This is a genomic window from Umezawaea sp. (genome assembly GCF_057122925.1).
In genome coordinates this window covers 70,851-91,063 of record NZ_DBNGPQ010000126.1, presented here as the reverse complement: position 1 = coordinate 91,063, position 20,213 = coordinate 70,851, and the positions used below count along the sequence as shown (strand labels likewise).

Below are 20,213 nucleotides of genomic sequence, written 5' to 3'. Positions count from 1 at the left end.
TCACCGCACTAGGCTCCGGAGGCGTGACCGCGACCCCGCCCCTCGCCGCCGTCGCGGCGGCGCACCGGAGCCTGGACACCGCGCTCGTCGACCTCACCGACTCCGCCGTCGCCGGTCCGTCGCTGCTGCCGGGCTGGACGCGCGGCCACGTCCTCGCCCACCTCGCGGACGCCGCCCGAGCCCGTGCGCGGGTGGTCGAGCACGCGCTGCGCGGCGAGGTCGTCGCGCTGTGGGAGCCGGGTGAGCGCGACGCGATCATCGAGGCCACCGCGACCCGGGGCGCGGCGGAGCACCGCGCGGCCGTCGCCGAGCACTCCGCCGGGCTGGAGCGGGCGTGGGCGGGCGTCGTGGACTGGACGGGGTTCGACTCCGCCGTGGAGATCCGGTGGCGCGAGGTGTGGATCCACCTGGTCGACCTCGACGTGGGCGTCCGGCCGAGCGCGTGGACGGTCGACTTCTCCTGCCACGCCGTCGACTTCCTGCACCCGCGGCTGCCCGAGGGGTTCGGCGTGCGGGCGACGGACGTGGACCGGACGTGGGGGACGGGCGCGGAGATCACGGCCGCGGCCCACGACCTGGCCGCGTGGCTCGCGGGCCGCGTGCCCGACGCACCTCCGACGTGCGCCGTGCCGCTGCCCCCGCTGGGACCGTGGCCCGCCTACCGCCCGTAGCGCGGACGCCTGGTCGGTCGGTGTCGTCCTGGGCGGCTTCCGCGTCCCCGTGCGGCAGGTCGAGGAGCCGCTGCCGTTCCGGCTCGGGGATGCGTTCCGCGACGGGTTCGCGGGCGGCGTCCGGCTCTACGGCGGCGAGGTCGCGATGCGGGCCACCAGCGATGCGGGCCACCAGCGGTGGGGACATCCGGTGCCTTCGCCGGTCAGCGCGGGTCGCCAGGGGAGCGGGATGCCGGCCTGCCCGTCGCGGTGCCGCGATCCGGGGGTTGCCGGAGCGTCACCGCCGCGAACTCCGGGCCGCGGTGCCACCGCCCTCGCGGTGCTGGTGGTTCGCCGTCCGCCCGCCCGACCACGACGCCAGCAGGGTGCGGACGTGGTCGCGCAGGTCCTCGTCGGTGAACGCCGCCTGCGCGGTGAGCACCTGGTACACCACCGGCCCGACGAACTGCGCCGCGCACAGGCCCGGTGGTGGCATGGCGGGGGCGGCCGGGCGGACCCGGTCGAGCACCGTGCGCGCGCTCGTGCCCAGCAGGTCGGCCGCGTGCACGAGGTCCCGGACCGCCGGGTCGTGCTGCGCCTCGCCGACCAGCGCGCGGTAGGCCAGCCCCGAGGGTGAGGTGAGCAGGAACCCGCTCAACGCCCGCACGTAGGCCAGCAGGTCGTCGGCGGCGTCCGGGTGCGCGGGTGTGGTCAGCTCCTCCTCGACGTCGTCGACGATCGCCTCCAGGAGGATCTCGGCCTTCGTCGTCCACCACCGGTACAGCGTCTGGCGACCGACGCCCGCGCGTTCGGCGATGCCCTTCATCGTCATCGCCGCGTAGCCGACGTCGACGAGCAGGTCGTCCACCGCGTGCAGGACCGCCCGCCGTGCGCGCTCGCTGCGCGGGCGGCCCATCCGCGCGGTCGCTTCGGTAGCCATCGGGCGAACTGTACCGAGACAGCGTGTCACGCATGTGTTAGCGTGACTTTCGAGTCAGCGTGACTCGAAAGTCCGCCGCCCCGTTGGCGACCACGCCACCCACCTCGCGGTGCGGCCCGTCCCCACGGTCCGAGGTGCCCCTTGCGTCCAGAGAACTCCCTGTTGGCCGACGTCCTGCGCCGCCGGGCCCGCCCGGCCGCCGCCGGGTGCGCGGCCTCGGTCGTCCACCAGGCCTGCGAGGCGCTGGTGCCGCTCGCCATCGGCCTCGCGGTCGACCACGCCGTCGACGGCGCCCCGCCGATCGCGGTCCTGATCGCCGTCGCCGCCGTCCTGCTGCTGTTCACCGTGCTCGCGACCGGCGGCGGCGTCGCGTCGTGGCTGCTCGCCTCCACCGCCCTGCGCGAAGCCCACGAGCTGCGGGTCCGCGCGATCGGCCACGTCCTCGCCGACCCGGACGCGGGCCGCGACCGCAGGCCGGGGGAGCTGGCGAGCATCCTGACCTCCGACACCAGGGCGACCGCGGAGATCGTGCGGGTCCTCGCCCACCTGGCCTCCGGCTGCGCGGGCCTGGCCGTCGCGGTCGTCGTGCTGCTGCGCGTCGACCTGTGGCTGGGCCTCGGCATCGTGCTCGTGCCGCCCCTGCTGGTGCTGGGCGTCGACCGGCTCGGCCCGTGGGTCGAGCGCAAGGTCCGCGCCCGGCAGCAGGCGAGCGGTCTGGCCGCCGCGCTGGCCGCCGAACTCGTCCACGCCCTCCGCCCGCTGCGCAGCTTCGGCGGCGTGCCCGAGGCGGTCCGGCGGTACCGCCGCACCAGCGGGCGCTCGCTGGAGACCGTGCTCGACACGGCGTCCGCGTCGGCCGTCGTGACGGTGGTCGGGCAGCTCGCCACCGGCGCCGTGCTGGTCGGCACGGCCGCCGCGGCCGGGGTGATGGCGCTGTCCGGCCGCATCACGGTCGGCGAGTTCGTGACCGTCGTCGTGATGGCGTCGTTCGTCGCGGAACCGGTGCGGCGCATCGCCTCCAGCGTGGAGCAGGTCGCGGGCGCCCGCGCGGGCGCGGCCCGCGTCGCCGCCCTGCTGACCGTCCCGGTGCGACCGCGGGCCCCTGGGACCGACCTCGGGCCGCTGTCCGTGCGGGCCGTGTCGGTCGGGCCGGTGACCGGGCTCGACTTCACCCTCGCGCCGGGCGAGCTGCTCGGCGTCGCGACGACCGATCCGGCCGCCGCGGACGCCGTCGTCGGACTGCTGGCCCGCCGCGTGCCCCCGTCGGCGGGCGACGTGAGCTTCGGCGGTGTCCCGGCGGACGCCGTGGACGCGCGCAGGCACGTGCTGGTCGAGCCGCACGCCGCCTACCTGCTCGGCGGAACGCTCGCCGCCGCCCTCGACACGGGTCGGGGCGGTGCCGCCGTCGACCGGGCGCTGGTCGCCGCCTGTGCCGTGGAGGTGCGCGATTCCCTCGCCCGGCAGGGAGGAGTGCTGCTCGAAGGCGGCGCGAACCTGTCCGGCGGGCAGCGGCAGCGCGTGGCGCTGGCCAGGGCGCTGGCGGCGGAACCGCCGGTGCTCGTGCTCCGCGACCCGCTGACCGCCGTCGACGCCGTCACCGAGGACGCGGTGGCCGAGGGGTTGCGGGCGCTGCGGGGCACCGGCGACCGGGGCACGGTGGTCGTCACGACGTCGCCGCCCCTGCTGTCCCGGTGCGACCGCGTCGTGTTCCTCGACGGTGGGGGACCACCCGTGGTCTCGACGCACGAACGGCTCGTCGAGGTCCCCGCGTACGCCGAGGCGGTGCTGCGGTGAGCACCGTCCTGATCGACCGCCCGGTGTGGACGGACGGTGCGTCGCCCACCCTGCCCGTCGCCACCGCCCGGCAGAGCCTGGCCGGACTGGGCGCGGCGCTGCGGGACCACGCGGGGGAGTGCGTCGCGGCGCTGCTGCTGACGCTGCTCGCCGGGGTCGGGCTCGTCGCGGTGCCGCTGTTCCTCGGCGAGCTGGTGGACGCGGTCCGCGCGGGAGCCCGCCAGGACCTGGTGCCGCTGCTGCTCCTCACGGCGGCGGGCGTCGTGGTCGGAGCCGTCCTCGCCGCGCTGGCCCGGCGGGCGGCCGAACGGCTGGGGGCGCGCGTCGCGGCCGACCTGCGCGAGCGGGTGCTGGAGCGGGCGCTGGGCATCGAGTCGCGGGTGCTGGAACGCGTCGGCAGCGGCGACGTCGCCTCGCGGGTCACCGAGGACGTGGAGAACTTCGTCGCCGCGGTCCCCCTGGCCGCCACGGTGTTCAGCGCCTGCACGACGATCGTGGTGTCGGCGGCCGGGTTCGCGACCGTGGACTGGCGGCTGGCGCTCGCGTTCACCGTCGTGTTCCCGGTGCACTGGGTCAGCCTGCGCGCCTACCTGCCCAAGGCGGGTCCGCTGTACGCGGCGGAACGGCGGGCGGCGGCCGAGCGAGGCCAGGTGGTGCTGGAGTCGTTGCACGGCCTGGCCACCGTGCACGCCTACGACGTGGCCGAGCCGCAGACCCGGCGGGTCGCGGTCGCGTCCGAGCGGACGCTCACCGCCGCGACGCGGGCGCTGCGGCTGTTCGTCCTGTTCATGAAGTCGATGAACGCCGCGGAGGCCCTCGGCCTGTCGGCGATCCTGCTCACCGGCTACTGGCTGGTCGACGCGGGCGCGGTCACGGTCGGCGAGGTGACCGCGGCGGCCCTGCTGTTCCACCGCCTGTTCGACCCGCTCGGCACGGTGCTGCTGTCGTTCGACGACGTGCAGCGCGCGGGCGCGGCGCTGGCCAGGATCGTCGGCGTCACCCTCGTCCCGCCGCCCGCGTCGAAGCCGGACCGGCCGCACGCCGGACCGGTCGGGGTCGTGGCGCGCGGGCTCCGGCACTCCTACGAGGAGGGCCACGAGGTGGTGCGCGGGATCGACGTCGAGGTGCCCGCCGGGACGTCGCTGGCCGTGGTCGGCGCGAGCGGGGCGGGCAAGACGACCCTGGCGGGCGTCCTGGCCGGGGTGTTCCCGCCGTCGGCGGGGCGCACGCTGCTGGTGGACGCGCGGGGGAGCGTCGACGTCGGCGACCTCGACCCCGGCCAGGTGCGCGACTGGATCGGCGTGGTGTCGCAGGAGACGCACGTGTTCGCAGGCTCGCTGCGCGACGACGTGCTGTTCGCCGCCCCGCGCAGCACCGACGAGCAGGTCCACGCGGCGCTGCGCGCCGTCGGGGCCGGGGCGTGGGTGGCGGCGCTGCCCGCGGGCCTGGACACCGCGGTCGGGGCGGGGGAGCACCCGCTGACCGCCGCCAGGGTCCAGCAGCTCGCCCTGGCCCGCCTGCTGCTGCGCGACCCGCCCGTGGTCGTCCTCGACGAGGCCACCGCCGAGGCGGGCAGCTCCGGCGCCCGCGACCTGGAACGGGCCGCCGCGGCGCTGGTCGAGGGCCGGACCGCGGTGGTCGTGGCGCACCGGCTCACCCAGGCGCGGGCGTGCGACCGGATCGCGGTCGTCGCGGACGGGCTCGTGGTGGAACTCGGCACGCACGACGAGCTGGTCGCGCTGGGCGGTCGGTACGCCGACCTGTGGAGCGCGTGGTCCCGGCGGTACTGACGGAGGTCGCGCACCGGCCCACCCGCGCTGGTGGGCCGGTGCGCCGCTACCCGAGGGTGGCGGTGTGCGGGTCCCAGCCGTCTGGCAGCGCCGGCGGCACCTCGACGGTGCTCGTCACGTCCACCGACCGCCCGAGCGCCGCCGACTCGTCGATCGACAGCATCGCGTCGAGCACGTGGTGCGCCAGCGCACCGGACGCCCGTTCCGGGACACCGGCCCGGATCGCGCGCGCCAGCTCCAGCACCCCGGTGCCCCTGGTCGCGGAATGTCCCTCCGCCACCAGGGTTTCCGGGTCCTCCACGCCCGGCAGGTGCAGCGTGGAGGACCCGTCGAACCGGTTCGGGTCCGGCAGCACGACGGTGCCGCGCGTGCCCGTCACCTCGACGAAACCGGTGCGCGGCACGGCGGCGTCGAAGCTCAGCACCACCTGCGCCGAACCGCCGCGCTCGAACTCGACCAGCGCGAGGACCGACGTCGGCACCGTCACCGCGAACTCGACGCCCTCGCGCGGACCCGACGCGATCACCCTGGTGTCGCGCGCCCGGCTCGCGGTGGCCGTGACCCGCCGGACCGCCCCGAAGAGCTGCACCAGCGTGGTCAGGTAGTACGGGCCCATGTCCAGCAGCGGTCCGCCGCCCGCCTGGAACAGGAACTCCGGTGCCGGGTGCCACGACTCGGGGCCCGGCGTCTGGAAGATCGCCAGCGCCGTGCGCGGTTCGCCGATCCGGCCCGCGTCGACCGCCCGCCGCGCGGTCTGCAAACCCGCGCCCAGCACGGTGTCCGGTGCGCTCGCGACCCGCAAACCCTTCTCCTGGGCGAGGTCCAGCAGCTTGCGCGCCGATTCCCGGTCCAGGGCGAGGGGTTTCTCGGTCCACACGTGCTTGCCCGCGGCCAGCGCGGCGAGCCCGACCTCCACGTGCGCGGCCGGGATCGTCAGGTTCACCACGATCTCGACCTCCGCGTCGTCGAGCACCGCGGCCACCCCGCCGGAGCGGGGGACGCCGTGCAGCTCCGCCCGTTCGGCGGCCCGTTCGAGGTCGAGGTCGGCCACGGCCAGCACCCGCACGTCCGGGAACGAGGTGAGGTTCTTCAGGTACGCGTCGCTGATGACGCCCGCGCCGATGACCCCGACACCGACCGGACCCACCCGCGCGCTCACCGGTCGGCGTCCGCTAGGTAGGCGCGGCTGGCGGCGATCCCGGCGAACACGTCGCCGTCGTAGGCGTCGAACTCGACCACGCGCAGCGCGTTCGGGGCCGCCGCGAGCACCTCGCCGACCGGGACCCGTCCCTGGCCCGCGGGCACCTGGCCGGTCCCGTCGGTGTTCAGGCCGCCGTCCTTCACGTGGATCGCCACCACCCGGTCGCCGAGGCGCCGCAGCAGCGCCGCGGCGTCCTCACCGCCCGCCGTGGCCCAGTAGGTGTCGACCTCCAGCACGACCGCGGGGTCGAGCTGGTCGGCGAGCACCTCGAACGCGCTGCGGCCGTCGATCCGCGACTCCAGCTCCCACCAGTGGTTGTGGTAGCCGACCCGCACGCCGTGCTCGGCGGCCACGGCCGCCGCCTCGTTGAGCGCCTTGGCCGTGGCCGCGACGTCCGAGGCGTCCTGCCACCTCTCCTCGTCGATGTACGGGTCGATGACGACCCCGATGCCGCACTCGGCCGCGACGGCGAACACCGGGGCCTGCTCGACGCCCACGAGCCGCGCGTGCGCGGTGGGAGCGCTCAGCCCGTGCTCGGGGAGCCGGGTCCGCAGGACCTCGGCGTTCTCCAGGACCCCGTAGGGCTCGACCAGGGTGAAGCCGATGGCGGCCAGCCGCCGCAGGGTGTCGTTCGGATCGACCGCGAACGCGTCGCGGACCGAGTACAGCTGCACGGAGGGTTCGGTCATCTCCAACTCCTGACTTCTCCGGTGGAGGCAGTGTGGAAGCGCTCCCACAATCTCTACCACGTGGTAGAAATTGCCGCCAGTACCGTGCTGGGAACCGGTTTTCCCGCTGACGTGGAACGGACGACCGCTACTCGGTCCGCAACGCCGTCGCGGTGCGGGTGCGCGCGGCCCGGACCGCGGGCAGCAGTGCGCCGAGCACGGCGACGACCGGTCCGCCGAGTCCGAGCAGGACCAGGTCGACCGGTCCGAGCACGGCGAACGACGAGGCGGGCAGGTCGGTCCCCGCGCCCCGCCCCATCGCGGGCAGCACCGCGTCGTGCAGCACGACGCCCAGCGGCACCCCGACGACGCCGCCGACCACGCCGACGACCGCCACCGACGCGAGCACCATCGCGACCGTCTGCCCCGGCGTCATCCCCAGCGCCCGGTGCACACCGAGGTCGTGGACGCGGTCGCGGGTGTCGAGCACGACGCCGTTGAGGACCCCGAGCCCCGCCACGGCGATGAGCAGCAGCGTGAGGAACGCCGTGAGCGCGACGATCGTGACGAGCACGTCGCTCGACCCCTCCTCGCCCGCCCGCGCGGTGACGCCCAGCGGGCGCAGCGCGGCGTTCAGGCCGTCGAGGTAGGCGGTGACGTCCGTGCCGGGCCGCAGCCCGACGTCGAAGCTCGTGACCACCGGGTCGGTGATCGTCGCGGCGTCGGTGAACACCCGCATCCCGTCGTTCTGGAGGTCGAACACCTCGCCGACGATCCGCACCACCAGCGGCTCGCCCCGGTCGTCGAGGGTGACCGCGTCGCCGATCCCCGTGCCCGTGGCCCTCAGGAACGGCGACGGCACGACGGCCTCGCCGGGCGCGTCGAACCACTCGCCCGCGATCATCCGGTAGTCGCCGGGGGAGGTGTCGCCCTCGAACGCGAGGAGCGTGGTGGACCCGGAGAACGCGGCGATGCCCACCTCGCGCCGGGCCGTGCTGAAGTGCGCCAGCGTGCCCGGCTGGGCGGCGATGGCGGCGCGGACCGCGTCCGCGTCGAGGGTCGCGGGCAGCGCGCCGGTCGGGGACGGCCGGTCGGTGCCGATGACGACGTCGGTGGTGTGGTCCCTGGCCTCCTGCACGTCGGTCAGCGACGCCCCCAGGCCGATGGCGAACGTGACGGCGGTGGTGCCGAACACGATCGCCGCGAGCATCGCCAGCGCGCGGGCGGGCCGGGTGGAGGGGTGGGCGAGGCCGAGGCTGATCGCGCGCGGCAGCGGGAGCCGCGCGGTCGTCCGGGCCGCCCACAGGCCGCGGCGGACGCCGGGCGTGCGACCGACCGCGAGCGCGTCGACCGCGCGCAGCCGTCCGGCGCGCCACGCGCTCGTCCACGCGGTCACCGCCACCACGCCCAGCGCTCCGGCGACCACGGCGACGTCGACCCACGGCGCGACGGGCGACACGGTGGTGCCGTAGACCTCGCTCGTCTCCGCCAGCACGGGCACGGCCAGCAGGTTCCCCGCCACCACGCCGAACGCCGCCCCGACGGCCGCCGGGACCAACGCCTGCGCCACGTGCGCCCGCACGACCTGGCCCGGCGTGAAGCCGAGCGCCTTGAGGACGCCGACGCGCCGCAGACCGGACGCCACGGCCCCCGCGACCACGTTGCCGACGACGAGCACGGACATGACCAGCCCCAGCGCGCCGAACGCCACGAGGAACGGGACGAACAGCGCGACCTCCTTCACCGCGTCCCGCCGCGCGGCGAGCCACGACCGCGACCCGGTCCGCCCCTGCGCGGGGACGGCCGCGGCGCTGCTCGCGTCGACCTGCTCGGCCGTCGCGGCGTCGGCGAACCGGTAGAGCACCTGGAAGCCGCCCGCCGTGCCGGGCGGGGTCAGGGCGGCGACCTGGTCCGGCCACACCCACAGGTCGGCGGTGCGGCTGATCGACCGGGCCACGCCGACGACCTCCAGTTCCGGCGCGCCGGGGAGGTCGGGGAACCGCAGCGTGCGGTCCAGGACGTCCGGTGTGCGGAAGTCGGCCGACAGCACGACCTGGCCGGGACCGGTGACCCAGGTGCCCTCGACGAGCGCCACGGCGTCGACCGGCCCGCCGGGCTCGGCCCGGCCGACCGCCGTCATGGGCGGGACCCTCGGTCCGCTGTCGAGCCGCGGGGAGACCGGGACGACCGGGAACGGTCCGGCCGCCGCCGTGACGCCCGCCGCGGTCCTGGACGCCTCCAGGGCCGCCGCCGTGGTCGCCCCCGCGTCGAACTGGACGGCCAGGTGCGGACCGTTCTGCTGCGCGAACGCCCGGTCGAACGGCGCGCTGGAGGCCACCAGCAGCGACCCGGCGAGCACGGAGGCGGTCACCGCCACCGCCGCGGCGAGGCCGACCACGACCGTGCGCACGCGCCCGCGGCCCACCCCGGAGCGGACCACCCTCCCCAGGGCGCTCATCGGGCTGGCCCGGCGGTGACGTCCTCGGCGACGCGGCCGTCGACCAGGCTGATCGTGCGGGTCGTGCACGAGCGGGCCAGCGCGAGGTCGTGGGTGACCACGACGAGGGTCTGGCCGTCGGCGTTCAGCTCGGACAGCAGCGCGCCGACGTCCTCGCCGGACGCCGTGTCCAGCGCCCCGGTCGGCTCGTCGGCCAGCAGCAGGGCTGGGCGGTTCACCAGCGCCCTGGCCACCGCCACGCGCTGCCGCTCCCCGCCCGACAGCCTGCCGGGGTAGGCGCGGGCGTACCCGTCGACGCCGAGCTTCCCGAGCAGTTCGACCGCCCTCCTCGACGCCTCGGCGCGGTCCGTCCCCGCGAGCTGGGCGGGCAGGGCGACGTTGTCGGCGACGGTCAGGTCGTCGAGCAGGTTGAAGAACTGGAAGACCATGCCGACCGCGGCCCGCCGGTAGCGGGCCGACGCGGCCTCGCCCAGCCGGTCCACCCGCACGCCTGCCACGGTCACCGTGCCCGTGTTCGGCCGGTCCAGGCCCGCGATCAGGCTGAGCAGCGTGGACTTCCCGCTGCCGGACGGGCCGAGGACCGCAACGGCCTCGCCCGCCCGCACGGAGAACGACACCCCGTCGAGGGCGGGCGGCCCGTCGCCGTACTCGCGGCTCACGTCGTGCAGGTCGATCAGCGGTGTGGTCATCGGTGGCTCCCCAGGAGGTGTCGTACCGGGCCCGGAGGACGCTAGGAGCGCGGCGGGTCGCGGCGAGTCCGCACAGCGGGCCATTTCCGGTACCGAGCTGGGACGAGCCGGTCGCGCGTCATCCCCGAGGCGTAGTCCGGCGGTGCGGCGGGGCGGGTCCGGCGGAGGATGCCCCGGCCTCGGCCGGTCGGCCAGAATGGTCCGGTGAGGACGAGGGCGGTGGACCTGCTGCGGGCGTGGACCCGGCCGAGCGGGCCGCCGCCCGCGCCCACGACGCGCGGCCGGGTGTTCGACGTCGGCCTGGCGCTGGTGGTCGGCGTCGTCACGGTGGAGTACGCCCTCAACCGCGGCGACGCGCCGAAGCCCCACCCCTCCCTCCTCGGCAGCGCGGTGCTGGTGCGCGACACGCCGTCGGACGGCAGGATCTGGGCGGCGGTGCTGGCCGCGCTGGCGGCGCTGGCCCTCGTCCACCGCCGCGGGTACCCGCTGGCCGTGCTGTGGGCCGTGCTGTTCGCCGCCGTGCTGACCCCCGAGGGCACGCCGCGCGTCGTCTTCTACGCCTGCGTCATCGCCGCGTACACCGCCGCCGCCTACAGCCCCTACCGGGTCCCGACGCTGGCGGGCGTGCTGGTGTCGGTGCTGGTGGTCGGCGCCTTCACCGACACGGACCTGCCGGTCGTGCCGAACGAGTACGCGCCGTTCCTGATCCTCGTGCCGATCGTCGTGGCGGCCAACGGGATGCGCACGTGGAAGCTGCGCACCGAGGAGGGGCAGGCGCGGGTCCTGGCGCTGGAGCGCGACCGGGCGGAGGCGGAGCGCCGCGCGGTCGAGGCCGAACGCGCCCGGATCGCCCGCGAGCTGCACGACGTGGTGACGCACAACGTGAGCGTGATGGTCATCCAGGCGGGCGCGGCACGCAAGGTCATGGACGCCGCGCCCGACCAGGCCCGCGAGGCGCTGCTGGCCGTGGAGGCGAGCGGCCGGGCGACGATGTCCGAGCTGCGCCACGTGATGGGGCTGCTCACACCGGACGCCGACGCGCCGGGCGAGCTGGCACCCCAGCCGGGCCTCGGTGAGCTGGAGGCGCTGGTCGCGCGCGTCCGGGACGCGGGCCTGCCCGTCGAGCTGGCGGTCTCGGGGGAGCGGCGGTCGCTGCCGCCGGGCGTCGAGCTGGCCGCGTACCGGGTGGTGCAGGAAGCCCTGACCAACACGGTGAAGCACGCCTCGGGCGCGTCCGCCTCGGTCGCGGTCGACTACGGCGCCGACACCCTGAGCGTGGAGGTCACCGACACCGGCGGCACCCCGTCCGCCGCGGCGGCCACCGGCAACGGGCGGGGCCTGATCGGCCTGCGGGAACGCCTCGCGGTCTACGGTGCCACCCTGCGGAGCGGACCGCGCCTGCTCGGCGGGTACCGCGTGACCGCCCTGATCCCCCTGGAGTCGACGTGACCACCCCCCTGCGCGTCGTCGTCGCCGACGACCAGACGCTGGTCCGCACCGGTTTCCGGATGATCCTCACCGCCGACGGGATCGACGTGGTCGCCGAGGCGACGACCGGCGCCGAGGCCGTCGACGCGGTCCGCCGCACCCGGCCGGACGTCGTGCTGATGGACGTGCGGATGCCCGAGATGGACGGCCTGGAGGCCACCCGGCGCATCCTGACCGGCGCGGAGGGCGAACCGCGGGTGATCATCCTGACCACGTTCGACCTCGACCACTACGTGTACGCGGCGCTGTCCGCGGGCGCGGGCGGCTTCCTGCTCAAGGACGTCACGCCCGAACACCTGGTCGCCGCGGTCCGCCTGGTCCGCTCCGGCGACGCCCTGCTCGCCCCCGCCATCACCCGCCGCCTGGTCGAGCGGTTCGCGGGCCGCGACGCGGGCACCGCCGCACCGCACCGAGACCTGTCCACCCTCACCCCGCGCGAGCTGGAGGTGCTGCGGCACCTCGCCGAGGGCCTGAGCAACGCCGAACTCGCCACCCGCCTGCACCTCTCGGAGGCCACCGTGAAGACGCACGTGGCCCGCATCCTCGCCAAGCTGGGCCTCCGCGACCGCGTCCAGGCCGTCATCGTGGCGTACGAGACCGGACTGGTCAGCCCGAGCGCGCGACCGGTGTGACGCGGCGACGATGAGTTCCTCCGGGGTCGCGGGTCATACTGTCGAACCCCTTGAGGAGGATTTCCCATGCGTGACGTGACCTATTCGCTGGCCCTGTCGCTCGACGGCTTCGTCATCGGACCCGACGGCGGTATCGACTGGGCGGTGCCCGACGAGGAGGTCTTCCGCTTCGCCACCGACGAGGTGCGGGCGCTCGGCGTGCACCTGATGGGACGGCGGCTCTACGAGACGATGCTCTACTGGGAGGACACCGACCGGGAACCCGCGTTCGACGCCGCGGAACTGGAGTTCGCCGAACTCTGGAACGCGCTGCCCAAGGTGGTGTTCTCCAGGACGCTGTCCGAGGTGCGGGGCAACGCCCGCCTGGCCACCGGCAGCCTGGCGGAGGAGGTCGAGCGGCTGCGGGCCGAGCCGGGGGAGGGCCCCATCGGGATCGGCGGCCCCACCCTCGCCTCGCAGGCGGAGGAGCTGGGCCTGATCGACGAGTACCGGGCCAGGGTCCACCCGGTGCTGATCGGCGGCGGCACCCCGTACTTCGCCCCGCACGGGCGCAAGGTCGACCTCGAACTCGTCGAGACCCGCACGTTCGCCTCGGGGGTCGTCCACCTCCGCCACCGCGTGGTCCGGTAGCGCGCTCGGCGTCCAGGAGCGCTCGCCGGCGTCCGGGCACGACGCCGGGGTGACGGGCGCGTGGCGTCAGCCGAACACCGACAGCGTGATGCTCGACGGGCGTTCGGGGTCGTGGAAGACCTCGAACCGGCAGGGCTCGGTGGTGACGGCGTCGGCGGTGGGGTCGGTGGTGCCGTGGTTGCGGGCGAAGCGCGGGAAGGCGCCGCCCGCGACCTGGACCCGCGCCCGGTGGCCGCGGCGGAAGCGGTAGGCGGTGGGGTCGAGGGCGACCTCGACCTCCTGGACGCCCTCGCCACCGGACACCCGCCGCACGCCGTCGCAGACGTTGAGCGAGACGCCGCGCGGGTCCACGTCGCACAGCCGCACGAACACGTCGGCGTGCGGCGTGGAGGTGCGGACGTGGATGGTCGCCGTCACCTCGCCGATCACGTCCAGGTCCCGCTCCAGCGGGGGTCCGGTGTGGACCAGCACGTCGGCGCGCGCCTCGACGGCCCGGTTGTCGTGCTGCTTGGCCTCACCGCTGAGCATCGGGCCGCCGACCGTCGGCGTCGGGTCGGCCGGGTCGTAGGTGAAGGAGTCCGGCGGCGAGTCACCCGGCTCGTCGTCGGACAGCCCGCCGACCGACTGGAGGTAGAGGGTCTTCGGCTTCGACTCGGCGGGTGGCCACCGATCGAGGTCCAGCCACGTGCCCGCCCGCTGGAGGAAGATCCGCACGGGCGCGCGGTGGAGCTGGGCGCGGTCGTCGAGCAGGTGCGCCGCGAGCCACGACGTCTGGTCGGCGATCATCGGCCGGACGCTCGCGGGCTCACCGTGCTTCCACGGGCCGACGGTCAGCCTGGTGCGGGCCCCGGCCGCCTGGAGGGCCGTGAAGTCGGTGAGCTGCCGGGCGACGAACAGGTCGTACCAGCCGGTGACCATGCTCGTCGGCGTGCCCAGCTCGGCCAGCCGTCCACTGTGGTCGGTCTCGGCCCAGTCCAGTGGCGACTCGGCGTGCGTCGTGACGTCCCGCAGGAACGGCACCGGCTTGCCGATCGCGGCCACGTCCGCCGTGCGCAGCGGCAGGTGCGCCATCGCCGCGCGCGTGCGCCTGGCCCGCACCGGGTTCGGCAGGGCGGCGAAGCGCTCCTCCTGCCTGCCGATCGTGGCCGACCACGACAGCATGTTGTCCAGCGCCAGCACCCCGCCGGGGTAGAACGCCGTGGTGAACTCCGACGCGGTCACGCCGAGGCACATCGCCTCCAGCGGCGGGTCGAGGTACGGCGCGACCGCCCACTGCGTGTGCCCGAGGTAGCTCGCGCCCGCCATCGCCAGCCTGCCGTCGCACCACGGCTGCTCCCGGAGCCACGCCGCGGTCGCCAGACCGTCCTCCCCCTCCTGCCGGAACGCCCGGAACTCGCCGCCGGAGCCGAACGTGCCGCGCACGCTCTGCACCACGACCTGGAAGCCGCGGCGGGCGAACGCCGCGCCGAACAGCGCCCCCATCACCCCCCGGCGGCCGTAGGGCGAGCGGACCAGCACCACGGGCAGCGGGTCGGAGCCCGGTGGCCGGTACCGGTCGGCCAGCAGCCGGACACCGTCCGGCATCGGGATCACCAGATCCCTCGTGACCACGGGCTTCGGCACCCGCGCCGCGGGCAGACCGAGAACCTTGTCGATGAGGCGCTCCAGCACGGGCGGCCACCTTTGCGCGGTCGACGTCGAGGACCCGAGGCTACCCCGAGCTCCCGGACCCGGCCGGTGATCACGACGGCGTCGGGTCCCCCCGATCGGTGACGGTCAGGGTCGGCGCGCCGTCCACCACGCTGACGACGACGTGCTGGCCGCCGCGCAGCTCACCGCCGAGCAGGGCGCGGGACAGCCGCCGGTCCAGCTCGCGGCCGATGGTGCGGCGCAGCGGACGGGCCCCGTGCTCGGGGTCGTAGCCGCGGGCGGCGAGCCAGTCGACGGCCTGCTCGTCCACCTCGATGGTGATGTCCTGCTCGCGCAGGCGCAGGCGGGTCTCCTCCAGCAGCAGCCCGGTGATCTGCCGCAGCTGGTCGGCGTCCAGGCCGCGGAACAGGATCACCTCGTCCAGGCGGTTGAGGAACTCCGGCCGGAAGTAGCGGCGGACCGCCGCCATCAGCGGCTCGCGCAGGTCCTCCGCCGGACGGCCGGACGAGGCCGCGGCCAGCAGCTGCTCGGCGCCGATGTTGCTGGTCATGATGATCGCGGTGTTGGCGAAGTCGGCCGTCCGGCCCTGCGCGTCGGTCAACCGGCCCGCGTCCAGCACCTGGAGCAGGGTGTTGAAGACGTCCGGGTGGGCCTTCTCGACCTCGTCGAGCAGCAGCACCGAGTACGGGGTGCGCCGGACCGCCCCGGTGAGCTGGCCCGCGTCGTCGTAGCCGACGTAGCCGGGCGGCGCGCCGGTCAGCCGGGTCACCGTGTGCTGCTGGGAGAACTCGCTCATGTCGAAGCGGATCAGCCGGTCCCGCGAGCCGAACAGCGCCTCGGCGAGCGCCCGCGCGACCTCGGTCTTGCCGACGCCGGTCGGGCCCAGGAACAGGAACGAGCCGACGGGGCGGTCCGGGTGCTTGAGGCCCGCGCGGCCCTGGCGGACGGCGTCGGAGACGGCCTCCACCGCCTCGTCCTGGCCGACGATCCGCTGGTGCAGGTGCTCCTCCAGGTGCAGCAGCCGGTGCCGCTCGGCCTCGGTGAGCCGGGAGACCGGGATGCCGGTGCTGCGCGACACCACCTCGGCCACGTCGTCGGCGTCGACGCTCGGGGCGTCGGCCATCGCGGCGCGCGCGGTCTCCAGGTCGGCGGTCGCGCGGGCCAGCTCGTCCTCCAGGAACAGGACCCGGCCGTGGTCGTCCCCGGCCGCCTCGACCTCCCGCTCCAGGTGGTCGATCCGCCGCTGCACGCCCAGCGGGTCGGGCGCGGCGGACTTCTCCCGCAGCCGGACCCGCGCGCCCGCGCGGTCGAGGAGGTCGACGGCCTTGTCCGGCAGGAAGCGGTCGGCGATGTAGCGGGTGGACAGCTCCACGGCGGCGACGAGGGCCTCGTCGGTCACGCGCACGCCGTGGTGGCTCTCGTAGCGGGCCCGCAGTCCGCGCAGGATGGCGACGGCCTCGTCCCGCGACGGCTCGTTGACCAGGATGGGCTGGAAGCGCCGCTCCAGCGCCGGGTCCTTCGCGATGTGCCGCCGGTAGTCCTCGACCGTGGTCGCGCCGACCACCTGGAGCCTGCCGCTGCTCAGCGCCGGTTTGAGCATGTTCGCGGCGTCCATCGGCGCGCCCTCCGCGCTGCCCGCGCCGACGACGGTGTGCAGCTCGTCGAGGAACAGCACCACCATCCGGTTGGCCGCCGACACCTCGTCGATCACGCCCTGGAGCCGTTCCTCGAACTCGCCCCGGTACTTCGACCCGGCCACCATGCCCGCGAGGTCCAGCGAGACCAGCCGCCTTCCCTCCAGGGTGGCGGGCACCTCGCCGCCCGCCAAGCGCTGGGCGATGCCCTCGACGATCGCGGTCTTGCCGACCCCCGGATCGCCGATCAGCACGGGGTTGTTCTTGGTCCGCCGGGACAGGACCTCCAGCACCTCGTCGATCACGTCGTCGCGGCCGACCACCGGGTCGAGCTGCCCGTCCCTGGCCGCGGCGGTGAGGTCGCGGCCGAAGTGGTCGGTCCGCCGCGTCGACGGGCCGGACTGCTCGCCGCCGCCCAGACCGCCGAACAGCTTGCCGACCAGGTCGTCCAGCGAGCCGATCCAGTCGTCAGCCATGTGCGAGCCGCCTCTGCGTCGGGGGTGTCACCCCGATACTCCGCTTCCGCGGACCAGACCGCCACCGTCGTGGCCGAGGACCGGCGGGGCACTCTCCCGCCGGTCCTCATTCGTCCACAAGGGACGGTCAGGGCCTGCCGGGCAGGCGGTAGTCGTCGCCGAGCGCCTGCCCGCGGTTCGGCTTGTAGAGGTCGTAGCCCTTCGGGTCGCACTGGAGACCGCCGTTGATGCAGTGGCTCACCAGCGCGGCCAGCGTGGGCGCGTCCCAGGCGTTGAAGAAGTCGTAGTGCCAGGTGTAGCCGCGACCGCTGGCCAGCCGGACCGTCGACATGTCGCCGTCCACCGGGAAGGCGATCTTGAACTCCAGCATCGGCACGGGGTTGGGGTGGCCGGCCGGGCACGCGCCGTTGACCGGGTACGCCATGTGGCTCTTGTGGTCGGCCGTGTCGAGGTCGCGGCCGTTCCAGCAGCTCGGGGCCTGGTAGCGGATGTTGGCCTGGCTGCCGACCATGCAGTTGGCCGGGAAGTCCCAGTTGTGGAAGCTGTTGCCGCACTCCCAGCCCTCGACGGCGCCGGGGGCGGTGCGGAACTCCTCCTGGGACGCGTTCGCGTTGCCCACCACGTACCGCAGGCCCGGCGGGAACGGCCGGACGGCGCGGTAGTCGAGGATGCCGCTCTTGTAGTAGATGACCTGCTTGCCGATCGGCAGCACGGCCTGGTTGTTCTTGAAGACCGTCGGGAACCAGTACGCGGACAGGTCGTCGGGGTTGACGCACGACGTGTTGTAGGGGCCCGCCGCGACCAGCGAGGCGAGAGTGGTGCTCGCGCTCACCGTCTTGTTGCCGACGAACGAGTGGTCGTGCGACGCCCCCGGCAGGTTGGGGAAGATGATCGGGTCGTCCGGCGCCCGCTTGGTCACCGAGCAGTTGGTCTGGAACTCGTGGTGGGTCACGAGCTCGTCGGCTTGGGCCGCCGATCCGGCCGTGGTCAGGGTGGCCGCGGCGAGCGCGCCGGCCACGAGGAGCGAGAGCTTGCGGAGCACGGGTCCTCCAGCAGGGAGAGGAACGCCGCAGGGTCGCGGCGCGAAGCATGAGCGCCAATCTTGGAGAGCGCTCTCCCGTAGGATGTGACCCCGATCATCCGCTGTCAAGGGTCCGTTGCAGGCCATTCGTCGTACCGGAACACAATTTCGCAGGTCGCGAGCTTGACAGCGTCGACATCTACTCGTAACACTCGTGCTTCACCGGAGAGCGCTCTCCCACTGCTGCCCGCCACGGCGGGTAGGGGGCGGCTCATCCCGGCGCGGTCCCCACCGAGGTAGGAGATGTCATGCGCACCCACCCGCCCGACGCGTCCCCGCAGCGCAGGCGAACCCGTCCCGTCGCACTGGCCGCACTGGTCGCCCTGTTCCTGGGCTTCCTGGTGGTCACGGCGAACCCGGCCCAGGCGGCGACCCTGCTGTCGCAGGGCAAACCCGTGACGGCGTCGTCGAGCGAGGGAGCGGGCACGCCCGCCTCCGCCGCCGTCGACGGTGATCCCGGCACCCGCTGGGGCAGCGCGTTCAGCGACCCGCAGTGGCTGCGGGTCGACCTCGGGTCCACCGCCACGATCAGCGAGGTCGTGCTCCGCTGGGAGTCGGCCTACGCCACGGCGTTCCAGATCCAGGTCTCCGACAACGACACCGACTGGCGGTCGGTCTACAGCACCACGACCGGCAGCGGCGGCAACCAGACGCTGGCCGTCACCGGCACCGGCCGGTACGTGCGGGTGCTCGGCACCCAGCGCGTCGGCGGCTACGGCTACTCCCTGTGGGAGTTCCAGGTCAGCGGCACGCCCGGCACGACCGGTCCCAACCCCGGCGGACCCGGCGTCACGCGGGTGACCGGCTCGCAGGGCAACTGGCAGCTCTCCGTGGACGGCGCCCCGTACGTGGTCAAGGGCCTCACCTGGGGGCCGCCGGTCTCCGAGGCCGCGGCCCGGATGCCCGACCTGAAGGCCATGGGCGCCAACACGATCCGCACCTGGGGCACCGACGCCACCAGCCGGGCCCTGTTCGACGCCGCCGCCGCGAACGGCATCAAGGTGATGGCGGGCTTCTGGCTCCAGCCCGGCGGCGGCCCCGGCAGCGGCGGCTGCGTCAACTACGTCACCGACTCGGCCTACAAGGCCACCATGCTCTCGGAGATCCAGCGGTGGGTCACCGAGTACAGGGGCCACCAGGGCGTCCTGATGTGGAACGTCGGCAACGAGTCCATCCTCGGCATGGGGAACTGCTTCTCCGGCACCGAGCTGGAGAACCAGCGCAACGCCTACGCCCGGTTCGTCAACGACGCGGCGCGCGCCATCCACGCGATCGACGCGAACCACCCCGTCACCAACACCGACGCCTGGACCGGCGCGTGGCCCTACCTCAAGGCCAACGCCCCGGACCTGGACCTGTACTCGGTCAACGCCTACAACGCCGTGTGCAACGTCCGGCAGGACTGGATCAGCGGCGGCTACACCAAGCCCTACATCGTCACCGAGGGCGGACCGGCCGGTGAGTGGGAGGTCCCCAACGACGCCAACGGCGTGGCGACCGAGCCGACCGACGTGCAGAAGCGCGACGGCTACACCCGCGCGTGGAACTGCGTCACCGGGCACACCGGTGTCGCGCTGGGCGCCACGCTGTTCCACTACGGCACCGAGGGCGACTTCGGCGGCGTGTGGTTCAACCTGATCCCCAACGGCGAGAAGCGCCTGTCCTACTACGCGGTCCGGCAGATGTACGGCGGCGCGGCGGCGGCCAACACCCCGCCGGTCATCTCGAACATGGCGCTCAGCCGCACCACCGACGTCCCCGCGGGCGGCACGTTCACGCTGTCCGCGAGCGTCAGCGACCCCAACGGCGACCCGATCAGCTACACGATCGGCCTGAACAGCAAGTACATCAACGGTGCGGGCGGCATCATCTCCGCGGCGTTCACCGGCAACGGCCCGTTCACGGTGACCGCGCCGCAGATGCTCGGCGTGTGGAAGGTGTACCTGTACGCCAGGGACGGCAAGGGCAACATCGGCATCGAGACGAAGTCGTTCCGCGTCGTCGCCCCGCCGGTGCAGGGCACGAACGTCGCGCAGGGCAAGCCGACCACGGCGTCGTCCTACCAGCAGGTGGGCGACGGAGCGCCGTACCCGCCGGAGCGGGCCACCGACGGCAACGCCACCACCCGGTGGGCCAGCGACTGGAGCGACCCGCAGTGGATCAGGGTCGACCTCGGTTCGGTCACCGCGATCAACCACGTCCAGCTCATCTGGGAGGCCGCGTACGGCAAGGCCTACGAGGTCCAGGTCTCCGACGACGGGAACACCTGGAGGTCGGTCTTCGCGACCACGACCGGTGACGGGGGAGCGGACGACGTGCCCGTCGCCACGTCCGCCCGGTACGTCCGCGTCAACGCCACGCAGCGCGGCACCGCGTGGGGCTACGCGCTCTACGAGTTCGGCGTGTACCGCCGCTGAGCGCCGACCGGTGCG

Annotated in this window: 15 protein-coding genes; 7 read left to right on the top strand and 8 right to left on the bottom strand. The window is 74.6% G+C overall.

Features of this window, described 5'->3' with window-relative positions; translation table 11 throughout:
- Nucleotides 1-23 precede the first annotated feature (23 nt).
- A complete protein-coding gene (locus AC156L_RS28805) occupies nucleotides 24-671 on the top strand; it encodes a maleylpyruvate isomerase family mycothiol-dependent enzyme (protein WP_330876689.1) in 648 nt (215 codons plus the stop codon).
- A gap of 277 nt (nucleotides 672-948) precedes the next feature.
- Here the strand turns inward: AC156L_RS28805 and AC156L_RS28800 are convergent, their stop codons facing one another.
- On the bottom strand, nucleotides 949-1,590 hold the full coding sequence (locus AC156L_RS28800; protein WP_330876688.1) for a TetR/AcrR family transcriptional regulator: 642 nt from the start codon (nucleotides 1,588-1,590) through the stop codon (nucleotides 949-951).
- Between the two features lie 141 nt (nucleotides 1,591-1,731).
- Between AC156L_RS28800 and AC156L_RS28795 the strand changes: the two genes are divergently transcribed.
- Both AC156L_RS28795 and AC156L_RS28790 read left to right on the top strand, forming a co-directional pair.
- The gene (locus tag AC156L_RS28795) at nucleotides 1,732-3,384 is read left to right on the top strand and encodes an ABC transporter ATP-binding protein (protein ID WP_330876687.1); all 1,653 of its coding nucleotides are present in this window, start codon (nucleotides 1,732-1,734) and stop codon (nucleotides 3,382-3,384) included.
- Complete coding sequence (locus AC156L_RS28790; protein ID WP_330876686.1) at nucleotides 3,381-5,174, top strand: ABC transporter ATP-binding protein; 1,794 nt, start codon at nucleotides 3,381-3,383, stop codon at nucleotides 5,172-5,174. The genes AC156L_RS28795 and AC156L_RS28790 overlap by 4 nt, the downstream gene beginning before the upstream one ends.
- A 46-nt stretch (nucleotides 5,175-5,220) precedes the next feature.
- Here AC156L_RS28790 and AC156L_RS28785 read toward each other — a convergent pair whose 3' ends face one another.
- The 4 genes from AC156L_RS28785 to AC156L_RS28770 all read right to left on the bottom strand — a co-directional run bounded on the left by AC156L_RS28785 (nucleotide 5,221) and on the right by AC156L_RS28770 (nucleotide 10,190).
- Complete coding sequence (locus tag AC156L_RS28785) at nucleotides 5,221-6,333, bottom strand: Gfo/Idh/MocA family protein (protein WP_330876685.1); 1,113 nt, start codon at nucleotides 6,331-6,333, stop codon at nucleotides 5,221-5,223.
- Complete coding sequence (locus AC156L_RS28780; protein WP_330876684.1) at nucleotides 6,330-7,064, bottom strand: sugar phosphate isomerase/epimerase family protein; 735 nt, start codon at nucleotides 7,062-7,064, stop codon at nucleotides 6,330-6,332. Before AC156L_RS28780 ends, AC156L_RS28785 begins: the two co-directional genes overlap by 4 nt.
- Nucleotides 7,065-7,191: 127 nt before the next feature.
- A complete protein-coding gene (locus AC156L_RS28775) occupies nucleotides 7,192-9,453 on the bottom strand; it encodes an FtsX-like permease family protein (protein ID WP_330876683.1) in 2,262 nt (753 codons plus the stop codon).
- A 44-nt stretch (nucleotides 9,454-9,497) separates the two neighbouring features.
- Nucleotides 9,498-10,190, bottom strand: coding sequence for an ABC transporter ATP-binding protein (locus AC156L_RS28770; protein WP_330876682.1), 693 nt, complete (start codon nucleotides 10,188-10,190; stop codon nucleotides 9,498-9,500).
- Nucleotides 10,191-10,394: 204 nt separating this feature from the next.
- Here AC156L_RS28770 and AC156L_RS28765 point away from each other — a divergent pair, with 204 nt between their 5' ends.
- The 3 genes from AC156L_RS28765 (at nucleotide 10,395) to AC156L_RS28755 (ending at nucleotide 12,940) form a co-directional block, all read left to right on the top strand.
- Nucleotides 10,395-11,639 (top strand): sensor histidine kinase, encoded by a 1,245-nt coding sequence (locus tag AC156L_RS28765; protein ID WP_330876681.1) that lies wholly within the window; start codon nucleotides 10,395-10,397, stop codon nucleotides 11,637-11,639.
- A complete protein-coding gene (locus AC156L_RS28760; protein WP_330876680.1) occupies nucleotides 11,636-12,310 on the top strand; it encodes a response regulator transcription factor in 675 nt (224 codons plus the stop codon). The genes AC156L_RS28765 and AC156L_RS28760 overlap by 4 nt, the downstream gene beginning before the upstream one ends.
- Before the next feature lie 66 nt (nucleotides 12,311-12,376).
- Nucleotides 12,377-12,940 (top strand): dihydrofolate reductase family protein, encoded by a 564-nt coding sequence (locus AC156L_RS28755; RefSeq protein WP_330876679.1) that lies wholly within the window; start codon nucleotides 12,377-12,379, stop codon nucleotides 12,938-12,940.
- 66 nt (nucleotides 12,941-13,006) lie between these two features.
- On the opposite strand, the gene AC156L_RS28750 is transcribed toward AC156L_RS28755, so the two are convergent.
- From AC156L_RS28750 to AC156L_RS28740, 3 genes are all read right to left on the bottom strand, one after another.
- Nucleotides 13,007-14,611 carry a CocE/NonD family hydrolase gene (locus AC156L_RS28750; protein WP_330876678.1) on the bottom strand — a complete coding sequence of 535 codons (1,605 nt, stop codon included), beginning with the start codon at nucleotides 14,609-14,611 and terminating at the stop codon, nucleotides 13,007-13,009.
- A gap of 70 nt (nucleotides 14,612-14,681) precedes the next feature.
- On the bottom strand, nucleotides 14,682-16,700 hold the full coding sequence (locus AC156L_RS28745) for an ATP-dependent Clp protease ATP-binding subunit (protein WP_330876677.1): 2,019 nt from the start codon (nucleotides 16,698-16,700) through the stop codon (nucleotides 14,682-14,684).
- 127 nt (nucleotides 16,701-16,827) lie between these two features.
- Nucleotides 16,828-17,742: a DUF1996 domain-containing protein gene (locus AC156L_RS28740; protein ID WP_330876676.1), complete on the bottom strand. Its 915-nt coding sequence runs from the start codon at nucleotides 17,740-17,742 to the stop codon at nucleotides 16,828-16,830.
- Between the two features lie 287 nt (nucleotides 17,743-18,029).
- Here AC156L_RS28740 and AC156L_RS28735 point away from each other — a divergent pair, with 287 nt between their 5' ends.
- A complete protein-coding gene (locus tag AC156L_RS28735) occupies nucleotides 18,030-20,198 on the top strand; it encodes a discoidin domain-containing protein (protein ID WP_330876675.1) in 2,169 nt (722 codons plus the stop codon).
- The last annotated feature ends 15 nt before the right edge of the window (nucleotides 20,199-20,213 follow it).

Bases quoted from the DNA above. Each gene is read 5' to 3' on its own strand.
- AC156L_RS28800 (WP_330876688.1), bottom strand. From the start codon at position 1,590: ATGGCTACCGAAGCGACCGCGCGGATGGGCCGCCCGCGCAGCGAGCGC.
- AC156L_RS28780 (WP_330876684.1), bottom strand. From the start codon at position 7,064: ATGACCGAACCCTCCGTGCAGCTGTACTCGGTCCGCGACGCGTTCGCG.
- AC156L_RS28770 (WP_330876682.1), bottom strand. From the start codon at position 10,190: ATGACCACACCGCTGATCGACCTGCACGACGTGAGCCGCGAGTACGGC.
- AC156L_RS28755 (WP_330876679.1), top strand. From the start codon at position 12,377: ATGCGTGACGTGACCTATTCGCTGGCCCTGTCGCTCGACGGCTTCGTC.
- AC156L_RS28745 (WP_330876677.1), bottom strand. From the start codon at position 16,700: ATGGCTGACGACTGGATCGGCTCGCTGGACGACCTGGTCGGCAAGCTG.
- AC156L_RS28735 (WP_330876675.1), top strand. From the start codon at position 18,030: ATGCGCACCCACCCGCCCGACGCGTCCCCGCAGCGCAGGCGAACCCGT.